Origin of the sequence: Pantoea sp. B550 (genome assembly GCF_024158165.1) — a bacterium.
GTDB lineage: Bacteria > Pseudomonadota > Gammaproteobacteria > Enterobacterales > Enterobacteriaceae > Pantoea > Pantoea alfalfae.
In genome coordinates this window covers 3,749,053-3,769,537 of sequence record NZ_JAMYXI010000003.1, presented here as the reverse complement: position 1 = coordinate 3,769,537, position 20,485 = coordinate 3,749,053, and the positions used below count along the sequence as shown (strand labels likewise).

Annotated in this window: 19 protein-coding genes; 14 read left to right on the top strand and 5 right to left on the bottom strand. The window is 57.2% G+C overall.

What is annotated here, in order from left to right:
• The first annotated feature begins 5 nt into the window (after positions 1 to 5).
• Both araA and NIM72_RS20705 read left to right on the top strand, forming a co-directional pair.
• Positions 6 to 1,505 (top strand): L-arabinose isomerase, encoded by a 1,500-nt coding sequence (gene araA / locus NIM72_RS20710; protein WP_253421816.1) that lies wholly within the window; start codon positions 6 to 8, stop codon positions 1,503 to 1,505.
• Between the two features lie 618 nt (positions 1,506 to 2,123).
• On the top strand, positions 2,124 to 2,591 hold the full coding sequence (locus NIM72_RS20705) for a GNAT family N-acetyltransferase (protein WP_253421814.1): 468 nt from the start codon (positions 2,124 to 2,126) through the stop codon (positions 2,589 to 2,591).
• Between the two features lie 36 nt (positions 2,592 to 2,627).
• Here the strand turns inward: NIM72_RS20705 and yjfF are convergent, their stop codons facing one another.
• The 4 genes from yjfF to ytfQ form a co-directional block, all read right to left on the bottom strand.
• Entirely contained in the window at positions 2,628 to 3,614 is a 987-nt protein-coding gene (yjfF, locus tag NIM72_RS20700) for a galactofuranose ABC transporter, permease protein YjfF (RefSeq protein ID WP_161732452.1), read from the bottom strand.
• Entirely contained in the window at positions 3,611 to 4,627 is a 1,017-nt protein-coding gene (ytfT, locus tag NIM72_RS20695) for a galactofuranose ABC transporter, ATP-binding protein YtfT (RefSeq protein ID WP_253421811.1), read from the bottom strand. Before ytfT ends, yjfF begins: the two co-directional genes overlap by 4 nt.
• A complete protein-coding gene (locus NIM72_RS20690; protein ID WP_161732456.1) occupies positions 4,620 to 6,140 on the bottom strand; it encodes a sugar ABC transporter ATP-binding protein in 1,521 nt (506 codons plus the stop codon). The genes ytfT and NIM72_RS20690 overlap by 8 nt, the downstream gene beginning before the upstream one ends.
• 76 nt (positions 6,141 to 6,216) lie before the next feature.
• On the bottom strand, positions 6,217 to 7,173 hold the full coding sequence (gene ytfQ, locus NIM72_RS20685; protein WP_150009958.1) for a galactofuranose ABC transporter, galactofuranose-binding protein YtfQ: 957 nt from the start codon (positions 7,171 to 7,173) through the stop codon (positions 6,217 to 6,219).
• A gap of 684 nt (positions 7,174 to 7,857) precedes the next feature.
• Here ytfQ and ydgT point away from each other — a divergent pair.
• From ydgT to NIM72_RS20625, 12 genes are all read left to right on the top strand, one after another.
• On the top strand, positions 7,858 to 8,073 hold the full coding sequence (ydgT, locus tag NIM72_RS20680; protein ID WP_033782999.1) for a transcription modulator YdgT: 216 nt from the start codon (positions 7,858 to 7,860) through the stop codon (positions 8,071 to 8,073).
• Positions 8,074 to 8,183: 110 nt separating this feature from the next.
• Positions 8,184 to 8,627: a DUF2569 domain-containing protein gene (locus tag NIM72_RS20675; RefSeq protein WP_161732458.1), complete on the top strand. Its 444-nt coding sequence runs from the start codon at positions 8,184 to 8,186 to the stop codon at positions 8,625 to 8,627.
• 123 nt (positions 8,628 to 8,750) lie between these two features.
• Positions 8,751 to 9,332 carry an electron transport complex subunit RsxA gene (gene rsxA, locus NIM72_RS20670; RefSeq protein WP_003853423.1) on the top strand — a complete coding sequence of 194 codons (582 nt, stop codon included), beginning with the start codon at positions 8,751 to 8,753 and terminating at the stop codon, positions 9,330 to 9,332.
• Positions 9,332 to 9,910, top strand: coding sequence for an electron transport complex subunit RsxB (gene rsxB, locus NIM72_RS20665; RefSeq protein WP_010245386.1), 579 nt, complete (start codon positions 9,332 to 9,334; stop codon positions 9,908 to 9,910). Before rsxA ends, rsxB begins: the two co-directional genes overlap by 1 nt.
• Complete coding sequence (rsxC, locus tag NIM72_RS20660; RefSeq protein WP_253421809.1) at positions 9,903 to 12,764, top strand: electron transport complex subunit RsxC; 2,862 nt, start codon at positions 9,903 to 9,905, stop codon at positions 12,762 to 12,764. The genes rsxB and rsxC overlap by 8 nt, the downstream gene beginning before the upstream one ends.
• Positions 12,765 to 13,823 (top strand): electron transport complex subunit RsxD, encoded by a 1,059-nt coding sequence (rsxD, locus tag NIM72_RS20655; RefSeq protein WP_222924080.1) that lies wholly within the window; start codon positions 12,765 to 12,767, stop codon positions 13,821 to 13,823. It abuts the gene before it with no gap.
• A gap of 3 nt (positions 13,824 to 13,826) precedes the next feature.
• On the top strand, positions 13,827 to 14,459 hold the full coding sequence (gene rsxG / locus NIM72_RS20650; protein ID WP_253421806.1) for an electron transport complex subunit RsxG: 633 nt from the start codon (positions 13,827 to 13,829) through the stop codon (positions 14,457 to 14,459).
• Positions 14,452 to 15,156 carry an electron transport complex subunit E gene (locus tag NIM72_RS20645; protein WP_161732466.1) on the top strand — a complete coding sequence of 235 codons (705 nt, stop codon included), beginning with the start codon at positions 14,452 to 14,454 and terminating at the stop codon, positions 15,154 to 15,156. Before rsxG ends, NIM72_RS20645 begins: the two co-directional genes overlap by 8 nt.
• On the top strand, positions 15,153 to 15,785 hold the full coding sequence (gene nth / locus NIM72_RS20640; protein WP_161732468.1) for an endonuclease III: 633 nt from the start codon (positions 15,153 to 15,155) through the stop codon (positions 15,783 to 15,785). Before NIM72_RS20645 ends, nth begins: the two co-directional genes overlap by 4 nt.
• Before the next feature lie 203 nt (positions 15,786 to 15,988).
• Positions 15,989 to 16,708, top strand: coding sequence for an HPP family protein (locus tag NIM72_RS20635; protein WP_161732470.1), 720 nt, complete (start codon positions 15,989 to 15,991; stop codon positions 16,706 to 16,708).
• 240 nt (positions 16,709 to 16,948) lie between these two features.
• A complete protein-coding gene (locus NIM72_RS20630; RefSeq protein WP_161732472.1) occupies positions 16,949 to 18,292 on the top strand; it encodes an MFS transporter in 1,344 nt (447 codons plus the stop codon).
• Positions 18,270 to 19,613 (top strand): enolase C-terminal domain-like protein, encoded by a 1,344-nt coding sequence (locus tag NIM72_RS20625; RefSeq protein ID WP_161732474.1) that lies wholly within the window; start codon positions 18,270 to 18,272, stop codon positions 19,611 to 19,613. The genes NIM72_RS20630 and NIM72_RS20625 overlap by 23 nt, the downstream gene beginning before the upstream one ends.
• A 39-nt stretch (positions 19,614 to 19,652) precedes the next feature.
• Here NIM72_RS20625 and NIM72_RS20620 read toward each other — a convergent pair whose 3' ends face one another.
• Positions 19,653 to 20,348 carry a CTP synthase gene (locus NIM72_RS20620; RefSeq protein ID WP_253421803.1) on the bottom strand — a complete coding sequence of 232 codons (696 nt, stop codon included), beginning with the start codon at positions 20,346 to 20,348 and terminating at the stop codon, positions 19,653 to 19,655.
• Positions 20,349 to 20,485 lie beyond the last annotated feature (137 nt).

The following is a 20,485-nucleotide window of genomic DNA, read 5'->3' as shown; positions in this document are numbered from 1 at the left end:
GTTTTATGGAACAGTCAAATAACTACAGCGTGTGGTTTGTCATCGGCACGCAGCACCTCTACGGGCCGGAGACATTACGCCAGGTTGAAGAGAATGCACGTCAGGTCGTCGAGGGGTTGAATCAGGCCGGTTTACCCGTGCGTCTGGAGCTGAAACCGCTGGTGAAGTCACCGGATGAAGCCCTGGCCCTGTGCCGCGACGCCAACTATGACAAGCAGTGCGTCGGGATCATTACCTGGCTGCACACCTTTTCCCCGGCCAAGATGTGGATTGGCGGCCTGAGCGTGCTGAATAAGCCGCTGCTGCAATTCCATACCCAGTTCAATGCGGAGATCCCGTGGGGCAGCATGGACATGGACTTTATGAACCTGAACCAGACCGCGCACGGCGGCCGTGAGTTCGGTTTCATCGGCGCGCGCATGGGCCTGCAGCACAGCGTGGTGACCGGTCACTGGAAAGACAGCGCCAGTCAGCAGCGTCTGGGCAACTGGATGCGTGCAGCGCTGGCAAAACAGGCCAGCCAGCAGCTGAAAGTCGCCCGTTTTGGCGACAACATGCGTGAAGTGGCCGTGACCGAAGGCGATAAGGTCGCCGCACAAATTCAGTTCGGCTATTCAGTGAATGGCTGGGGTGTAGGCGATCTGGTTGAGGTGATCAATGGCGTCAGCGATGGCGACGTGAATGCACTGATGGACGAGTACGAAAGCCTTTATCGCTTTACTGATGTCGCTGCGTCTGGCGGCGAAAAACGTCAGAACGTGCTGGATGCCGCGCGCATAGAACTCGGTCTGAAGCGTTTCCTGGAAGCGGAAGGCTGCCACGCCTTCACCACTAACTTCCAGACGCTGCACGGCATGACGCAGTTGCCCGGTCTGGCGGTTCAGCGTCTGATGGGTCAGGGCTATGGTTTCGCCGGCGAAGGTGACTGGAAAACTGCTGCGCTGCTGCGCATTTTCAAAGTGCTGGCAGGCGATCGCAAAGGTGGCACCTCATTTATGGAGGATTACACCTATCACTTCTCACCGGGCAACGATCTGGTGCTCGGCTCGCACATGCTGGAAGTCTGCCCGTCGATTGCCATTGAAGAGAAGCCATTAATCGATGTGCAGTTCCTCGGCATTGGCGATAAAGCCGACCCGGCACGCATGATTTTCTCCACGCCAGCCGGTCGTGCGGTTAACGCCAGCGTGATTGATATGGGCGATCGTTTCCGTCTGCTGGTTAACGTGGTGGATGCTATCGAACAGCCGAAACCGCTGCCGAAGTTGCCGGTTGCCCGCGCACTGTGGAAAGCGCAGCCTTCACTGGCGACCGCTTCCGAAGCGTGGATTCTGGGCGGCGGTGCGCACCATACGGTGTTCAGTCAGGCGCTGACGCTCGACGATATGTATCTGTATGGTGAGATGAATGATATCGAAGTGCTGGTGATTGATGAGCACACCACCTTGCCTGCGTTTAAAGACGCGCTGCGCTGGAATGAAGCGTATTACCGGTTGAAACGTTAATAGGTGATTGGTGCTGCCTTTCTTTGATTGGTAGCGTGCCTAAGTGATTAAAAAAGACCGACGCAGGAATTAATTCCGCGTCGGTTTTGATAAAAACTGTGCTATTCAGTCGGGAATGGCGGGCGTTACGTAAAGTCGCCGTAAATACATCCCTGTAGGCTCGGCCGCCGCATCCATGCGGCGGACGCTTTACTCCACTGCCCGCCATCCCCTCCTTTTTGTTGAGTCTGAGCGAATATTTCAAAGCTCAGAGCATCAAGCGTATTAGCAATAACTTCATGCGTCAGATGTTTCACTCAACCGCCTACGATTCCTTCCTTTTTGATAGCTCAGTGCAAGTTGTTAAAAGCCATGATCAAACCCAACCGGGAAGGAATGGTATGCCTGAAGAGCAAAGCGTCCGCGCCAGGGATGGCGCGGCCGATCCGCATGGATGCGGGAATTCTTTGCGATCAGGCATACCTTTCCTGACCTTGCACACAAATCCCATAGCGATTGTATTTCCGGACATACAAAAGAGCGCTTTAGTCTTTGCTATAACGCTACTCTTTCACCATCTTGCACTTTCCCCCACCAGCCTGTATCGCTACATACCTGATAAAACAAGGTTAAAGCGCCATGCAAATTACCGATCTGAACCTACATCCCGACTACGCCCCACAAACCGCAAAACTGTTGCACACTGAATGGTCACATCTTCCTGCATGGTCGCATCAGGCCACCATCCTTACGCGTTTAACAAAACGGAATCAGACCGGCTCGGCGGAATTTACTCTCGTCGCCACATCGGACGGTGAAACGGTTATCGCGACCTGTAGTGTCATCCGTTATGAACTGGACGACATCGCGGTAAGGGAATACTGGATAGGTGAAGTGGTGACGGACAAGAAATACCGGGGCCGGGGCGTGGCGAAAGCCTTGATCCAGCAGGCGATTGTCCGGGCAAAACAACAGCAGATTGGCGAGCTCTGGCTCTATACACCCGATCAACAGGCATACTATCAGCGTTCAGGATGGCAGGCGGTGGAACAGCGGCAGGTAGCGGGTGAAGCGGTCACGGTGATGGTACTGCATCTGGCACAATAAATGGCGGCTCCTGAGAGCCGCCATTCAGCCATTTATTCAGGTAGGGATTCGCTTAACCGGCGCGTTCTGCTGACGATCCCAGATCACCGTCAGTAACCGCTGCAGGGCGATAAACGCAAATAGCAGGATCCCGATGGCGATCTTGGTCCACCACGAACTCAGCGTGCCGTCGAAATTAATCCAGGTCTGAATCAGCCCCTGAATCAGCACGCCAAACAGCGTGCCCAGCACCGTACCGACACCGCCCGACAGCAGCGTGCCGCCAATCACCACCGACGCAATCGCATCCAGCTCCACACCCAACCCGGCCAGCGCATAACCTGCCGAGGTATAGATCGAAAACACGATGCCAGCCAGCGTCGCCAGCGTGGTGGAAAGCATATAAATCTTAATGGTGGTGGCTCGGGTTGAAACACCCATCAACTGAGCCGACGTCATATTGCCGCCGATGGCGTAAACCCGGTTACCAAATCGCGTGCGGTGCGCCAGAATAATCCCGCCCAACACCACTACCAGCATAATCACCGCCAGCAGACTAAGACGCCCTCCGCCCGGCACTTTCCACGCCAGACTGGAAAGCAGGGTGTAAAACGGATGATCGATAGGAATCGAGTTTTCCGACACCAGATAACTGCAGCCGCGCAGGAAAAACATCCCCGCCAGAGTAATGATAAAGGCCGGGATCTTCAGCGCATCGATCAGCCAGCCCATCATGGCTCCGAACAGCGCGCCCAGTGACAGAATCAGCGCAAACGCCAGCAACGGATCGACATGGAAATCGCCAATCGCCCGCGCCAGGAACACGCCGGTAAAGGCAATGACTGCGCCAACCGACAGATCGATACCACCCGACAAAATCACAAAGGTCATGCCGACGGCGATAATCCCGAGGAAGGCGTTGTCGGTCAGGATATTGCATATCACCCGGGTAGAGGCAAAGCCCGGAAACTGACTCAGACAAAACAGGTAACCCGCCACAAACACCAGCAAGGTGATCATCAGCGGAAGATGACGTTTAATCATGTAGGGCGTCTCCGTTTCAACATCGCAATAAACCGCGGTGACTGCAGCAGCAGCACACACATCACTACTACCGCTTTCACCACCTGATTCAGCTCCGGCGGGAAGCCGGAAAGCAGAATCCCGGTATTCATCGACTGAATAATCAGTGCGCCAATCAGCGACAACACCAGATTAAAGCGGCCACCCATCAGCGATGCACCGCCAATCACCACGGCGAGAATCGCATCCAGCTCCAGCCACAAACCGGCGTTATTGGCATCCGCACCGCGAATATCCGCCGCAACGATCAGACCCGCAACAGCGGCACAGACGCCACTGAGCGCATAGGTGGACATCACCACCAGCCAGCCCGTCACGCCCGCATTGCGGGCAGCGCGCAGGTTAATCCCCACCGCTTCGATAAACAGACCCAGCGCGGTCTTGCGCGTCAGCAGCCAGACGGCCAGCGCCACCACCAGCGTGATCCAGACCGGGACCGGCAACATCCACAGCGAGCCGTTACCAAACCAGCCGAGACTGTCACTGTCGAATGTCACAATCTGCCCCTGCGTAATCAGCTGAGCGATACCACGCCCGGCGACCATCAGAATCAGCGTGGCAACAAACGGCTGAATACGCAGCAGCGCCACCAGCACCCCATTCCATAACCCACAGGCTAAACCGGTTCCCAGCGTGCAGAGAATAATGAACGGCACACCGTGTCCGGCGACGGTCAGTGTGGCGGCGGTCGCGCCCGCTATCGCCATCACCGCACCCACGGAAAGATCGATGCCGCCAGTGGCGATCACCAGCGTCATGCCAATTGCCAGCAGGGCAACCGGGGCCGCACGATTAAGAATATCGATCGGGCTGCCGAACAGGCGACCATCCTGCAGGTGCACGGCAAAAAAGTTATTGGCTACCAGACTGTCGATCAGCAGCACCAGCAGCAGCGCGGCGATTTGCGGCATCCCTGGCGGAAACTTCAGCTTACGACGTGGTGGTTTTTCAGATGTCATAGGCGACTCAAGCATGTTTTGCTCCTCCGTCCGCGATAGCATTGACGATCGACGCCACCGAAAGCTGCTCCAGCGGAATTTCTGCCACCTGCTTCAGATCGCGCATGATCAACACCCGATCGGCATAACCGACCAGCTCTTCGAGTTCAGAGGAGATCACCAGCAGCGCCAGACCATCGGCGCACAGGGATTCAATTAAACGGATAATCTCGGCGTGTGCGCCTACATCAATGCCGCGCGTCGGTTCGTCGAGGATTAAAAACTGCGGTTTAGTCACCAGCCAGCGCGACAGCAGCACCTTCTGCTGGTTGCCGCCCGATAACAGCTCTACCGGCTGCTCGGCGTGTGGCGTGCGAATGCCCAGGCTCTTAATAAAACGGTCAGCAATCGCCTGCTGCTCGCGCTTCTTAATTGGCCTTAACCAGCCGCGCTGCGCCTGCAACGCCAGAATAATATTTTCGCGAACGGAGGCTGCGCCAATAATCCCATCCGTCTTCCGATCCTCCGGGCAAAATCCCATGCCAAGTTGTGAGGCTTTCGCCGGGTTGGTAATGCGCTGCACTTTGCCTTTGATCTTCGCGGTTCCGCGATCGGCCCGACGAATACCAAACAGTACTTCAGCGGTTTCTGTGCGGCCAGATCCCAGCAGCCCGGCCAGGCCGACGACTTCACCAGGACGCACCGCCAGGTTGAAGGGTTCGATGGTGCCCTTCCTGCCGTAATCTTCAAACGACACCACCGGCTGATTACTGCGCAGCGTGCTGCCCTGACGCTGTAATGCAGTCTCCAGCAGTTCGCGACCCAGCATCAGCTTAATCAGCTCAATCTGCGGCAGCGTGGCGGTATCGCGGGTGGCGATAAACTGCCCGTTACGCAGCACGGTAATCCGGTCAGTAATGCGGTACACCTGGTCGAGAAAGTGGGTCACAAAAATCAGGCTCATCCCTTTGGCTTTTAGCTGCGCCATCAGGGTAAACAGCATTTCGACTTCGCTGGCATCCAGACTCGCGGTTGGCTCATCGAGGATGAGCACCTGCGCCGAAAGATCCACCGCGCGGCAGATGGCAATAATCTGCTGCATCGCCACCGAGTAGTGGCCCAGTGGGCGCGTCACGTCGAGGGAAAAACCGTAGTTCCGCATCAGCGCATCGGCATCGCGTACCATGCGGCGACGGTCGATCATGCCAAAGCGACGCGGCTCACGACCAATATAGAGGTTATCTGCCACCGACATGTTCGGCAGCATATTCACTTCCTGATAAACGGTACCGATGCCCATCTCCTGCGCCTGCGCGGTGTTATGCGGGGTAATCGGTTCACCATTGAGGGTAATCGTTCCGGCATCACGGCTGTAAACACCGGTCAGCACTTTTATCAGGGTCGATTTCCCCGCACCGTTTTCCCCCAGCAGCGCCATGATCTCCCCTTTGCGAATATCAAAGGAAACATGACTCAGCGCTTTAACGCCGGGAAACCCTTTGCTGACGCCGCTGATGGATAACAGCGGTGTTTCATTTTGCGTGGTCATTCTGCTCACTCCGCCTCACGTCATGAAAAACCGCCCCGTAGGGCGGTCTGCGGCTGGTCTTTGGCAGGTCTGTGGATCAGTAACCCATACCCTTTTTCTTATCCAGTTCCGCCTGCGCGTCAGCAGGCAGGAACAGCTTCGACTCGGTCTTGATGACTTTAGGCGGCAGCGTGCCATCTTTTTTGAATTTCTCCAGGGCATCAAATGCCGGACCAGCCATGTTCGGTGTCAGCTCCACGTTGGCGTTGGCTTCCCCTGCCAGCATCGCTTTGTAGATATCCGGCACACCATCAATCGAGCCGGTCAGAATGTCTTTGCCTGGTTTCAGGCCGGCTTCTTTAATCGCCTGAATGGCACCGATCGCCATATCATCGTTATGCGCGTAAACCATGCAGATGTTTTTGCCGTTGTTCTCAGCCTTGATAAAGCTCTCCATCACCTCTTTACCCTTACTGCGCGTAAAGTCACCGGACTGCGAGCGGATCACTTTAATGTTTGGATGGTTGCTGATCGCTTCAGCAAAGCCTTTCTTACGATCGATTGCCACGCTGGCACCGACAGTACCCTGCAGTTCCACCACGTTACACTGCTTGTCACCCACGGTTTTCACCAGCCAGTCGCCAATCAGTTTGCCTTCCAGCACGTTGTCCGCCGTCACGACGGCCTGATAGAGCGATTTGTCTTTCACCACGATGGCGCGGTCCAGCAGGTAAACCGGGATTTTGGCATCTTTGGCTTCTTCCAGAACCGGCTCCCAGCCGGTCTGTACGACTGGCGCGATGAAGATGGCATCAACGCCCTGCGCAATAAACGAACGTACTGCCTTGATCTGATTCTCTTGTTTCTGCTGCCCGTCGGCGATTTTCAGGGTGATTCCGCGTTTTTTGGCTTCGCTTTTCGCCACGCTGGTCTCTGCCGAACGCCAGCCAGATTCCGAACCTACCTGCGAGAAGCCCACCGTCATATCTGCAGCGAGCACCGGGCCGGTTAACGCGGCGCTGACCAGCGTGGTCAGAAGTAAACGTTTCCACATAGTTTTTAATCCTCTGAAAGGCGTTTGCTGTTTAGGGTAGAGAGCCTGCTTAGACTGGACTAAAAAAGCGTGCATAATGGCGACACACTTCACAAATCAGAGCAATTTAAAGGAGTTACGTGCAGCCAGACGGGTTCGCTGGTCACAGCGTTATGGATAAAACGACTGAGTAATAAAACAATGTCCGTTAAATAATTGTAATAAACAGAATCGCTTATGCTTAACGCCACTGGAAACGATTACAGACAGGCGTACTAAATGGGTTATCCGGCCTGCGATGAACAAAAAATGGGATTTGTGATTGCCCGCACAGTCGTTTGCGCGTGCTGATTGGGCGCGAAACGTTTCTATGCGCGTGGTTTCAAAAGGATTATTTCTTCTGACCGGAAATTGTCAGAAAGGAGGCATTGATGCATTGGCTGGCCTGAAGGAATGCAAAATGATATTTAAAATACGCGTTCAACGATGTATTCCGGCATGGATTTGTGTGAGCTAATGCCATATTTACTATCATCGCGCGGGCAGGCTGGCACTGACTGCGATAAAAATAGCAGATTTGGACTTTTAATAGCTGATAAGGTGCTTTAGTCTGATTTTCGCCTTTTTTAACCGGCCCGATCTGGACAGCCCTGGCTTGCCCCCTATACTGAGCACTCCTTTGTACTTCTATCTGTTATGGCAATGATGACTGCGCACGATTACCTGCTTAAATTCCGCAAAGTAAATAATTCAGACAGTCTGGAAAAGCTTTTCGATCACCTTAACTACTCCCTTACAAATGATATGGAAATCATCAATATGTATCGGGCTGCCGATCATCGTCGTGCCGAACTGGTTTCTGGCGGACGATTATATGATCTTGGCTGTGTCCCTAAAACGGTGTGGCGCTACGTGGTCTGATATCCGGCTGATTAATCGCTCTCTTTACCTCTGACCTTGTCCGGATGGGCGTGCCCCTCTGGACATGTTATTCTGCTGCGCTTCGACTCCCCGAGACAGGAATAACCACGATGAATGAACAGGTTGCTGCGCCGCGTATTGGTGGCTGGCTTTTGCTGCCGCTGGCCTGGCTGATAATGACCCTGTTAACCACCGTTCTGGTGCTGGCGATGTATCTGACCCCCCTCTTTAATCCGGAATGGCGTGTGGCGCTGTTTTCACACGGCAGCACCCTCCTTTCTTACTGGGCCATCTCGCTGCTTACCGCCGTGGCGGTCTGGGCCTACAGCCTCTGGATCAGCTGGCTTTTCTTTAAGCGCTCGCGCCGTTTGCCGCGCCACTATCTGCTCTGGCTGCTCATAACCGTGCTGCTGGCGCTGAAAACCTTTGCTTTTACGCCGGTTGCCGATAGCCGTGCTCTTCAGACGTTACTGCTGTCACTGCTCGCGGCGGCGGTATTTGCACCCTATTTCAAACGTTCAAAGCGGGTAAAAACCACCTTTATCGCGCCGTAACGCTGTGAGTTATGTCAGGAATTTAATTCTGAGTGCGGTCTGCCGCCTTGCGGGAGGCGCGGATATTGAGATACGCCGCGCTATCAATGATAATAAGCCGCTTTCCGGCTCCCAGGCGAAAAAATGACCGATTATCTGCTTCTCTTTGTTGGCACCGTGCTGGTGAATAACTTCGTCTTAGTGAAGTTTCTCGGCCTCTGTCCTTTTATGGGCGTTTCCAAAAAACTGGAAACGGCGATTGGCATGGGCCTCGCCACGACATTCGTGATTACGCTGGCCTCTATTTGCGCGTGGCTGGTCAACCACTTGATCCTGCTGCCGCTGGACCTGGTCTATCTGCGCACCATGGCCTATATCCTGGTGATCGCTGTCGTCGTGCAGTTCACCGAAATGGTGGTGCGTAAAACCAGCCCGTCGCTCTATCGCCTGCTGGGTATCTTCCTGCCGCTGATCACCACTAACTGTGCAGTGCTGGGCGTGCCTCTGCTGAGCGTTAACCTTAACCACACCTTTATGCAGGCCGCGCTGTATGGTTTCAGTGCCTCTATCGGCTTCTCGCTGGTCATGGTGCTGTTCGCGGGAATGCGTGAGCGACTGGTGCTGGCCAACGTGCCTGCGCCGTTCAAAGGCAACTCCATTGCCCTGATTACCGCAGGCCTGATGGCGCTGGCGTTTATGGGCTTCAGCGGTCTGGTGAAATTCTGATGACCGCGATCTGGATTGCTGTAGCTGTATTAAGCGCCCTGAGCCTGGTGTTTGGCGCCCTGCTGGGTTACGCCTCGCGCCGCTTTGAGGTCGAAGAAGATCCTATCGTTGAGCAGATTGATGCCATTCTGCCACAGAGCCAGTGTGGCCAGTGCGGCTATCCGGGCTGCCGACCCTATGCCGATGCGGTCGGCAACAACGGAGAAGCAATCAATAAATGCGCGCCGGGCGGGGAGCAGACCATGCTCAAGCTGGCTGCGCTGCTTAACGTTGAACCGCAGCCGATTGATGGCGATGAAACGGCGAAAGAGCCGGTGCGCACCGTGGCGTTTATCGATGAAGCCAACTGCATTGGCTGCACCAAATGTATTCAGGCCTGTCCGGTTGATGCGATTGTCGGCGCAACCCGCGCCATGCACACTGTGCTGAGCGATGTCTGCACCGGCTGCGATCTCTGTGTCGCGCCCTGCCCGACTGACTGTATTGAAATGCGTCCGGTCGCCACCACGCCAGCTAACTGGAAGTGGGATTTGAATACCATTCCTGTACGGGTGATCCCGGTAGAAACTCATGCTTAATCTGTTTAACTTCCTGAAAAAAGAGAAGGTCTGGGATTTTCAGGGCGGCATTCATCCGCCCGAAATGAAAACCCAGTCCAACGGCACGCCGCTCAGCGAACTGCCGTTGCCGCACCGTTTTATTATTCCGCTGAAACAGCACATCGGACATGAAGGTGAGATCTGCGTTGCGCCCGGCGACAAAGTGCTGCGCGGTCAGCCCCTGACCTTTGGTACCGGCCGTATGCTGCCGGTCCATGCACCCACCTCTGGCGTAATTGAGGATATCGGTCAGCATATGACCGCGCACCCTTCTGGTCTGTCCGAACTTTGCATCTTCCTGACGCCCGATGGTGAAGACCGCTGGATGCCGCTCGATCCGCTGCCAGACTACCGTCAGCATCCGCGCGCCGACATCGTGCAGCGAATTCATGATGCGGGCATCGCGGGGCTGGGCGGCGCGGGCTTCCCGACCGCCACCAAACTGAAAGGCGGCCTGCGCGGGGTTAAAACCCTGATTATTAATGCGGCGGAGTGTGAACCTTACATCACCGCTGACGATCGCCTGATGCAGGATTACGCCGCCGAAGTGCTGGAAGGCAGCCGCATTCTCGCCTGGGTGTTACAGGCTGAACGGGTACTGATTGGCATTGAAGATAATAAACCCGAAGCGATCGCCGCACTGAAACAGGCGCTGGGCAGCGAGCGCGATCTGCAAATCCGGGTGATCCCGACCAAATATCCTTCCGGCGGTGCCAAGCAGCTGACCCGCATTCTGACCGGCATGGAAGTGCCGCACGGCGGACGCTCAACCGATATCGGCGTGCTGATGCAGAACGTCGGTACCGCCTGGGCGGTTAAACGGGCCATCATCAATGGTGAACCGATCACCGAACGCGTCGTGACGCTGACCGGCGAGGCGATTGCCCAGCCGCGTAACGTCTGGAGTCGTCTTGGCACGCCAATCAGCCATCTGCTGCATCAGGTGGGTTTCACGCCTGCACCGCGTCAGATGGTGATTATGGGCGGTCCGCTGATGGGCTTTACCCTGCCATCGCTGGATGTGCCGGTGGTGAAGATTACCAACTGTATTCTTGCGCCCTCTGCCAGTGAGATGGGCAATAACGACGAAGAGCAGTCCTGCATTCGTTGCTCTGCCTGTGCCGATGCGTGTCCGGCTAAGCTGCTGCCGCAGCAGCTTTACTGGTACAGCCAGGGCGGCGATCACGATAAAGCGCGTGCACATCATATTGATGACTGCATCGAATGCGGTGCCTGCGCCTATGTCTGCCCGAGTAATATCCCGCTGGTGCAATATTACCGTCAGGAAAAAGCGGAACTGCGCGCCATCGATCTGGAAGCGAAACGCACGCTGGAGGCCAAAGCCCGCTTCGAAGCGCGTCAGGCGCGCCTGGAGCGTGAGAAGCAGGCCCGTGAAGCGCGTCATGAAGAGGCGAAACAGCGAGTTGCCCGCACCGATACCAGCGAACTGACCGCAGCCAAAGCGCGGGTGAAAGCCCGCCAGGCCGCTGAACCGGATGAAGCGTCGCTTGAAGCGCAGCGTGAGGCCCGCCATGCGCAGGCGCGTCTGCGTCAGGCAGAGGCTCAGGCTGAAACCCAGCCGGTGACGCGTCAGTCAGTCGATCCGCGTAAAGCGGCGGTTGAAGCGGCTATTGCTCGGGCAAAAGCGAAGAAAGTTTCACCGGCTGATACGGCTGCTGACGCCAGTGTCGATCCGCGCAAAGCCGCCGTCGAGGCCGCTGTAGCGCGCGCCAAAGCGAAGAAAGCGGCACAGGCTGAAGGCGCTGATGCGACGACGCGGGCTGTATCGGAGAGCGTTACAGAGGCCGCGTCGGACGCTGCCGCTGAAACCGACCCGCGTAAAGCCGCCGTTCAGGCGGCTATCGCCCGCGCCAAAGCGAAGAAAGCCGCGCAGGCAGAAGGCGCTGATGCGACGACGCGGGCTGTATCGGAGAGCGTTACAGAGGCCGCGTCGGACGCCGCCGTAGAAACCGATCCGCGTAAAGCCGCCGTTCAGGCGGCTATCGCCCGCGCCAAAGCGAAGAAAGCCGCGCAGGCAGAAGGCGCTGATACGACGGCTCCGGCTGCTTCGGAGAGCGTTCCAGAAGCCGCGTCGGACGCCGCCGTAGAAACCGATCCGCGTAAAGCCGCGGTTCAGGCGGCTATCGCCCGCGCCAAAGCGAAGAAAGCGGCGCAGGCTGAAGGCGCTGATACGACGACTCCGGCTGTATCGGAGAGCGTTACTGACGCCGTATCAGACGCTGCCGCTGAAACCGACCCGCGTAAAGCCGCCGTTCAGGCGGCTATTGCCCGCGCTAAAGCGAAGAAAGCCGCGCAGGCTGAAGGCGCTGATGCGACGGCTCCGGCTGTAGCGGAGAGCGTTACTGACGCCGTATCAGACGCTGCCGCTGAAACCGACCCGCGTAAAGCCGCCGTTCAGGCGGCTATCGCCCGCGCCAAAGCGAAGAAAGCCGCGCAGGCAGAAGGCGCTGATACGACGGCTCCGGCTGCTTCGGAGAGCGTTCCAGAAGCCGCGTCGGACGCCGCCGTAGAAACCGATCCGCGTAAAGCCGCGGTTCAGGCGGCTATCGCCCGCGCTAAAGCGAAGAAAGCGGCACAGGCTGAAAGTGCGGCGGATGCCGCGTCACGTGACGCCGCAGCGCTCGCCACCGCCGCACACTTTGCGGTAGAGAACGCGGAACAGGCGCAGGAGCAGGCAAATAACGCCAATGCTGAACCTGAACAGGCACCTGAACTGAATCAACCCGATGATGCGCGCAAGGCCGCTATTGCCGCCGCCATCGCCCGTGCCAAAGCGCGTAAAGCGCAGTCGTCTACGACGCTTGAGGATTAAATGGCTTTTCGTATCGCAAGTTCTCCCTATACCCATAACCGCCGAAGTACCGGCAACATCATGCTGCTGGTGGTGCTGGCGGCGGTGCCCGGTTTTGCTGCACAGTGTTATTTTTTTGGCTACGGCACCGTTTTACAGGTCTTACTGGCGACCCTTACCGCCTGGCTGACAGAGGCGGCGATCCTGCGTCTGCGTAAAGCACCGGTTGCCAGCACCCTGGCGGATAACTCGGCGTTGCTGACCGCCATCCTGATCGGTATCAGCCTGCCGCCGCTGGCGCCCTGGTGGCTGGTGGTCATTGGTACCCTGTTTGCGGTGGTCATTGCCAAACAGCTCTATGGCGGACTGGGCCAGAACCCGTTTAACCCGGCGATGGTTGGCTATGTGGTGCTGCTGATCTCCTTCCCGGTGCAGATGACCAGCTGGTTGCCGCCTGACATGCTACAGGCGATTAAACCCGGACTGATGGACAGTCTGAGCATGGTGTTCCAGGGCCACACGGTGGCGGGTGACACCATGCAGCAGTTGCAGCTGGGTGTGGATGGCATCAGCCAGGCGACCCCGCTGGATACCTTTAAAACCGGCTTACGTGCCGGCCACAGTGCCGAACATCTGCTGGCGCAGCCGATTTACAGCGGCGTGCTGGCCGGGCTCGGCTGGCAGTGGGTGAACGTCGGTTACCTGGCGGGCGGCCTGTTCCTGCTGTGGAAGAGTGCGATTCGCTGGCATATTCCGGCCGCCATGCTGCTGTCACTGGCGTTCTGCGCCACACTGGGCTGGTTCTTCTCCCCGGAATCGCTGAACAGTCCGCTGATTCACCTTTTCTCCGGTGCCACCATGCTGGGCGCGTTCTTTATTGCCACCGACCCGGTGACCGCCTCAACGACTAACCGTGGCCGCCTGGTGTATGGCGCGCTGATTGGACTGCTGGTCTGGCTGATCCGCAGCTTTGGCGGCTATCCCGATGGCGTGGCGTTTGCGGTTCTGCTTGCCAACATCTGCGTGCCGCTCATCGATTACTACACCCAGCCGCGCGTTTACGGCCATCAGAAGGATTAAGCGATGCTGGAGACGGTTCGTAAAAATGGCGTCACGCTGGCGATTTTCGCCGCGATTACCACGGCCGCTACCGCGGTGGTGAATACGGTCACCAAACCAACGGTGGAGCATCAGACCCAGTTACAGCAGAAAAGTTTGCTGGACCAGGTGGTGCCGGTTGAGCTGTATGACAACAACATTCAGCAGGATTGTTACGTTGTCACGGATGCAGCACTGGGCAACAATGCGCCGCATCATCTCTTCCTGGCACGTAAAGGGGGCCAGCCGGTCGCGGCTGCACTGGAGACAACCGCACCTGACGGCTATTCTGGTGCGATACAGATGCTGGTCGGTGCCGATTTCCAGGGTAAAGTACTGGGCGTGCGGGTGATTGAACACCATGAAACGCCTGGCCTTGGCGATAAGATCGAACTGCGCATCTCTGACTGGATCAACAGCTTTAATGGCAAAGTGGTGCAGGGTCCGGCGGATAAAGCTTTTGCAGTTAAAAAAGATGGCGGCGATTTCGATCAATTTACTGGCGCCACCATTACCCCACGCGCGGTGGTCAATGCGACGAAACGCACCGCGCTATTGATGAAAACGCTTCCGGAGAGACTCTCTTCGTTACCGGCATGTGGAGACACAAATGAGTGAAGCTAAAAGTCTGCTGGTTGGTGGATTGTGGAAGAATAACTCAGCACTGGTACAGTTGCTGGGCCTCTGCCCGCTGCTGGCGGTAACGGCGACGGCGACGAACGCGCTGGGTTTAGGTCTGGCTACCACGCTGGTGCTGACCCTGACCAACAGTTTCATTTCCGCCTCGCGCCGCTGGGTGCCGTCGGAAATCCGTATTCCGATTTATGTGATGATCATCGCTTCGGTGGTGAGCTGCGTGCAGATGCTGATCAACGCCTATGCCTACGGTCTCTATCAGTCGCTGGGAATTTTTATCCCGCTGATCGTGACCAACTGCATCGTGGTGGGCCGTGCTGAAGCCGTCGCCTCTAAAAGCAGCATCCCGCTCTCGGCGCTGGATGGCTTCGCCATCGGTATGGGCGCAACCTGCGCCATGGTGGTGCTGGGTTCGCTGCGCGAAATCATCGGCAGCGGCACGCTGTTTAACGGTGCCGACCAGCTGCTTGGCCCGTGGGCAAAATCGCTGCGTATCGAAGTGGTGCATTTCGACTCGCCGATGCTGCTGGCCATGCTGCCGCCTGGCGCGTTTATCGGCCTGGGCATGATGCTGGCGGCCAAGTACCTGATCGATCAGAAGATGAAACAGCGTGCAGCGCTGCGTGCTCAGGCGGCTGAAACCGCGGCCCCTCAGGGCGTAGCCGGGAAAGCGGTGTGAATCAGACCAAACGCACCGAAATCCTCCACCGGCTGCAGCAGAACAATCCGCATCCGACCACCGAGCTGAACTTCAGCACGCCGTTTGAGCTACTGATTGCGGTGCTGCTCTCGGCGCAGGCGACCGATGTCAGCGTGAACAAAGCCACCGCGAAGCTCTATCCGGTGGCGAATACGCCTGCCGCGATGCTGGCGCTGGGCGTGGATGGCGTAAAGGAATACATCAAAACCATCGGCCTGTTTAACAGCAAAGCGGAGAATGTGATTAAGACCTGCCGCATTCTGCTGGAGCAGCACAACGGCGAAGTGCCGGAAGATCGTGCAGCGCTGGAAGCCCTGCCCGGTGTTGGCCGTAAAACCGCCAATGTGGTGCTCAATACCGCCTTTGGCTGGCCGACGATCGCCGTTGATACCCATATTTTTCGCGTCAGCAATCGGACAAAATTTGCGCCGGGTAAGAATGTGGAAGAGGTCGAGCAGAAGCTGCTGAAGGTAGTTCCGGCAGCCTATAAAGTTGACTGTCACCACTGGCTGATACTGCACGGCCGCTACACCTGCGTGGCACGTAAACCGCGCTGCGGCGCCTGCCTGATTGAAGATCTCTGCGAGTACCCCGACAAAGTCGAGTGATTTGATAACTGACCCGCTGCGGCGGGTTTTTTATTATCTTGCTGTGCCCGCTGCATGACCTCTCCTGCGCGATCCGCCTTTTCACCACGCTTTCCGACGCGCCTGAATACCGGCACAGTTTGTCGGGTTGTTACATTGATGTTGATGATGGAAAATCGCCGCCCCTGATGATAAGAAAAAGTTATGACACGGTGAGTAACGTAATGAAGAAAAGCCCTTCTGCTGGAAGGCATCGTCTGCGCCTGCTTCTGGCACGCCTCTGGCCGCATCCGCTGGCAGTCAGTAAAAAACATGTGGTGATCGCCGGACTGGGTGCGGGCATTGGCCTGGTGCTGACCAGCCTGCTGAGCCACTGGATGCTGGGCGAGCTGAACCTCTGGTTTGTCGCCCCGGTTGGCGCATCAGCAGTCCTGCTCTTTGGTTTGCCTGCCAGTCCGCTGGCGCAGCCGTGGGCAATCGTTGGCGGCAACAGCCTGTCCGCGCTGGCAGGCGTCACTGTCAGCCAGCTGATTCCCGATCCGGCCATCGCCTGCGGTGTCGCGGCCTGTGTGGCGATCCTGCTGATGTTCCAGCTGCGCTGTCTGCATCCGCCCGGCGGCGCAGTGGCGCTGACCGCTATTCTGGGCGGGCCTTCAGTGCAGCAGCTGGGTTATCACTTTGTCCTGACGCCGATTCTGCTTAACTCACTGACGCTGGCTCTGCTGGCCCTGCTGTTAAATAATCTGGCCGGTCGTCGCTACCCCCATCCGCTGGCGCCTCAGGAAGTTAAACCCGAGCCGGTTGCCATGCCGGTCCCGCTCACGCGTGCCGATCTGCATCAGGCTTTACAGGGCGGCGAACTGCTGGATATTGACGAAGATGATTTGCAGGCGCTGCTGCTGCGCGCTGAAGAGATTGCGCAGCGCCGTCAGTTTAGCGGCTGAAGTCTGACCGCTGCTGGCGCATCCTGTACTGTCGGCATATTCCGCGTGGCCGACTGACACACACAACGTTGATCGCTGCCACAGTTTTGCTCAGCCGCTTCGCCTCACCTTTCCAGTAACATCTTGATAACACAGCCATCCAGGCCGGACGCCCATCCGGTCCTGGGCGGATGCCCATAGAGCCCGCCTTTTCAGTACCCTACACTTTGCTCTTCTTTACGTTTCTCATGAGGAAGAACGATGGATAGCGCCTTATCCCCGCAGCACGATGAGCTGATCGCCTCCGCCATCAAAAAATTCTTCACCCATATCATCCCAATGCTGGTGGTGATGCTGATCATTAATCAGATCGACCGCGCCAACATTGGCTTTATTAAAGCCGAGTTGCGCACCGATGCCGGGATCAGCGCCGCCGCCTTTGGTCTGGGTGCGGGCCTCTTTTTCATTGGTTATGCGCTGTTTGAAGTGCCGAGCAATCTGATGATGAAGCGATTTGGCGCACGCGTCTGGCTGACACGCATCATGATTACCTGGGGATTCGTGGTGGTCCTGACCGGATTCGTCACCTCACCCATTCAATTTTACCTGCTGCGCTTCTTACTGGGCGTCGCCGAAGCGGGCTTCTTTCCCGGCGTGCTGTTCTATTTCCGTCAGTGGGTGCCCAATGCCTGGCGCGGCCGGGCCACTGCAATGGTCCTGAGCGCCACGGCTGGCGCCTTCCTCTTCTCCGGGCCGATCACAGGCGCTATCCTGATGATGCATAATTTTCTGGGAATAGCGGGCTGGAAATGGGTGATGTTTCTCGAAGGTGGTGCCTCGGTACTGATCGGGATCCTCGCCGCCTGGGTACTGGTGTCGCGTCCTGCTGATGCGCGCTGGCTGAGTGACGCGGAGAAACAGGCGCTGGTGCAGCAACTGGATAGTGAAGAGGCGCAGCGTGACGCGCTTAATCGTGAGCCGGGAAAAATGTCGCTGTTACGCAATCGCAGCCTGTTGTTCTTCTGCGCAATCTTCTTCACCATGACCATGACCGGTTACACGCTGGTGTTCTGGCTGCCGCAGATTATTCAGCGCATTCAGGGCTTCAGCAGTTTTGGTATCGGCATTCTCACCGCCGTGCCGTGGCTGTGCGCCATTATCGCCATCAACCTGCTGAGCCGCTTTTCAGATCGCCACCGTGACAGACTCGATAAAGCGCTGGGCGTCGCCATGCTGGTCGCGGCCTGCGGCACTTTTATGGCGACGTTAGGTTCCCCGTGGTTTGGCTTCCTGGCGATGATCGTGGCCTGCATCGGCTCAAAAGTCAGCGCCACCTTTTTCTGGCCGATGCCGCAGGGAGAACTGCCCGCCTCGATTGTCGCGCCGGGTATTGCGCTGGTGAATTCTGTTGGCAATCTTGGCGGTTTTTTCGCACCGACGGTGTTTGGCTATCTGGAGATGAAAACCGGCTCCACTACCGGCGGCCTCTATGCCCTGACCAGCGTCTCGCTGCTGACCGGGTTGTGGCTGCTGCTGCGCCGCAGGCCATCCCCGCCTTCCCTTGATCCTATGGAGAATCACCATGTCAGACAGTCCAGTCATTAAAACAATGCGTGTGGTGCCGGTCGCCGGGTATGACAGCATGCTGCTGAACATTGGTGGCGCGCATAACTGCTACTTTACCCGCATCCTGGTAATCCTGACCGATTCCGCTGGCCGTACCGGCGTTGGCGAAAGTCCCTGTCACGCTTCGACGCTGGCGCTGCTGGCACGTTTTCGACCGCAGATTGAGGGCAGCGAGTTGCTGCGGCTGAATGCGACAATCGCCACGCTGTTTGCGAGTGATGCACGACATCAGCAGACCGCGCATACCGATGACATCCACATTCCGCAGATGAACCCGGAGAAGTTCTACAACGCCACCGCAGCGATTGAAGCCGCGCTGCTTGATCTGATGGGCCAGCACCTGAATCTGCCGGTTGCCGAGTTACTTGCCAGCGGCAGGCAGCGCGATCGGGTGCCGGTGCTCGGCTATCTGTTCTATATCGCCGACCGCAACCTGACCAGTATGAACTATCAGGCAGGCCAGGCCGGCGGTGATGCCTGGCTGCAACTGCGCCATGAAAAAGCAATGGATGCGCAAGGCGTCGTGCGGCTGGCTGAGGCCGCAGCGGAACGCTATGGCTTCCGCGACTTCAAACTCAAGGGTGGCGTACACCACGGCGAAGTGGAGGTCGAGACGGTTAATGCCCTGCTGGCGCGTTTTCCGCAGGCTCGTGTCACGGTCGACCCTAACGCCAGCTGGTCGCTGGACGAAGCCATTTATTATGGTAAACAGCTGGCGGGCCGCATTCCCTATCTGGAAGATCCCTGTGGCGCAGAGCAGGGCTACTCCGGCCGGGAAACGCTGGCCGAGTTTAAACGGGCCACCGGTATTCCGGTCGCCACCAATATGATCGCCAATGACTGGCGACAGTTGCAGCATGCGTTACAGCTCAATGCTATTGATATTCCGCTGGCCGATCCGCACTTCTGGACGATGCGCAATGCGCATACCGTGGCACAGCTCTGTCAGGAGTGGGGGCTGACCACCGGCTGCCATTCAAACAACCATTTTGATGTCTCACTGGCGATGGTGGCGCATCTGGGGGCGGCTGCACCCGGCGATCGCCTGACGGCCTTTGATACACACTGGATCTGGCAGGATGGACAACAGCTGACGCAGCATGCGCCGCAGATTCGGGATGGGCATCTGGAACTGCCAGAGGGGCCAGGGCTGGGTATTACCCTGAATATGGAACGAGTCGAAGCGGCACATGCACTCTACAATTCGCTGCCGGATAAAAATCGTAACGATGCGCTGGGCATGCAGTTTCTGATTGATAACTGGTCGTTTAACGCCAAACGCCCGGCGTTGCTGCGCTGATGACGGCCATCCTGTGACAGTGTCACAGGATGGCCGCGTTTAACGTTGTGCCAGCGCCGCCTGCATCCAGGCAATGACCAGGGGAGACTCTTTCTCCTGTAGTGCCGCGCGCTCTGACTGGAACAGCGTCGCGACGAAGAAAGGATGATCCGGCAGCTCCACACCGCGTACGTCACCTGCTTCATCCCAGGCGGTAATACGCAGGGTGTTATCACCCAGCGCCGCACTGAATTCGGGGTTGACGCCAAAGTTACAGTGATAGCCTTCATCGCTTTCCAGCTTGCCGTAGGCCGTAGCAATACCCGAACCAGGTTCGAATCTGACCGCGCCGCGCTGTTCCACCAGCGAGCAGCTCAGCGGGGTTATGACCATGCGCCCACCGGTGTCGGTTTCGGCATGACTGGCATCGTGCCAGCCCAGTACATTGCGTGCATACTCGATGACCGCATACTGGAATCCCCCACAGGAGCCCAGGAAAGGCTTTCCGTTTTCCCGCGCCCAGCGAATGGTATCGAAAACGGCCTCATCATTATGATAGGGACTGCCCGGCACCACCCATACTGCGTCACTGCGCCTGAGATCGGATTCAGCGAGTTTTTCGCTGGCAACCCATTCAGCTTCAACCGCTATGTTCAGCCAGCGGGCAGCACGTTCAATAGCAAGAGGAATGGCCTGATGGGCAACCGCATCCGCGCGGTAGTCACCAGCCAGAGATAAGCGCAGGGGAGACGACATTGGAATGATCCTTTCCGGAGAAATGGAGAGGTTACAGGAATGTTAATTTCAAGTCGAGCGGCCTGACAGTCGCGTCATAATGCTGCCATTCAGTACAGGGAGCATCATGCCTTCATCACAGTCTGCTTCTCTTTTCT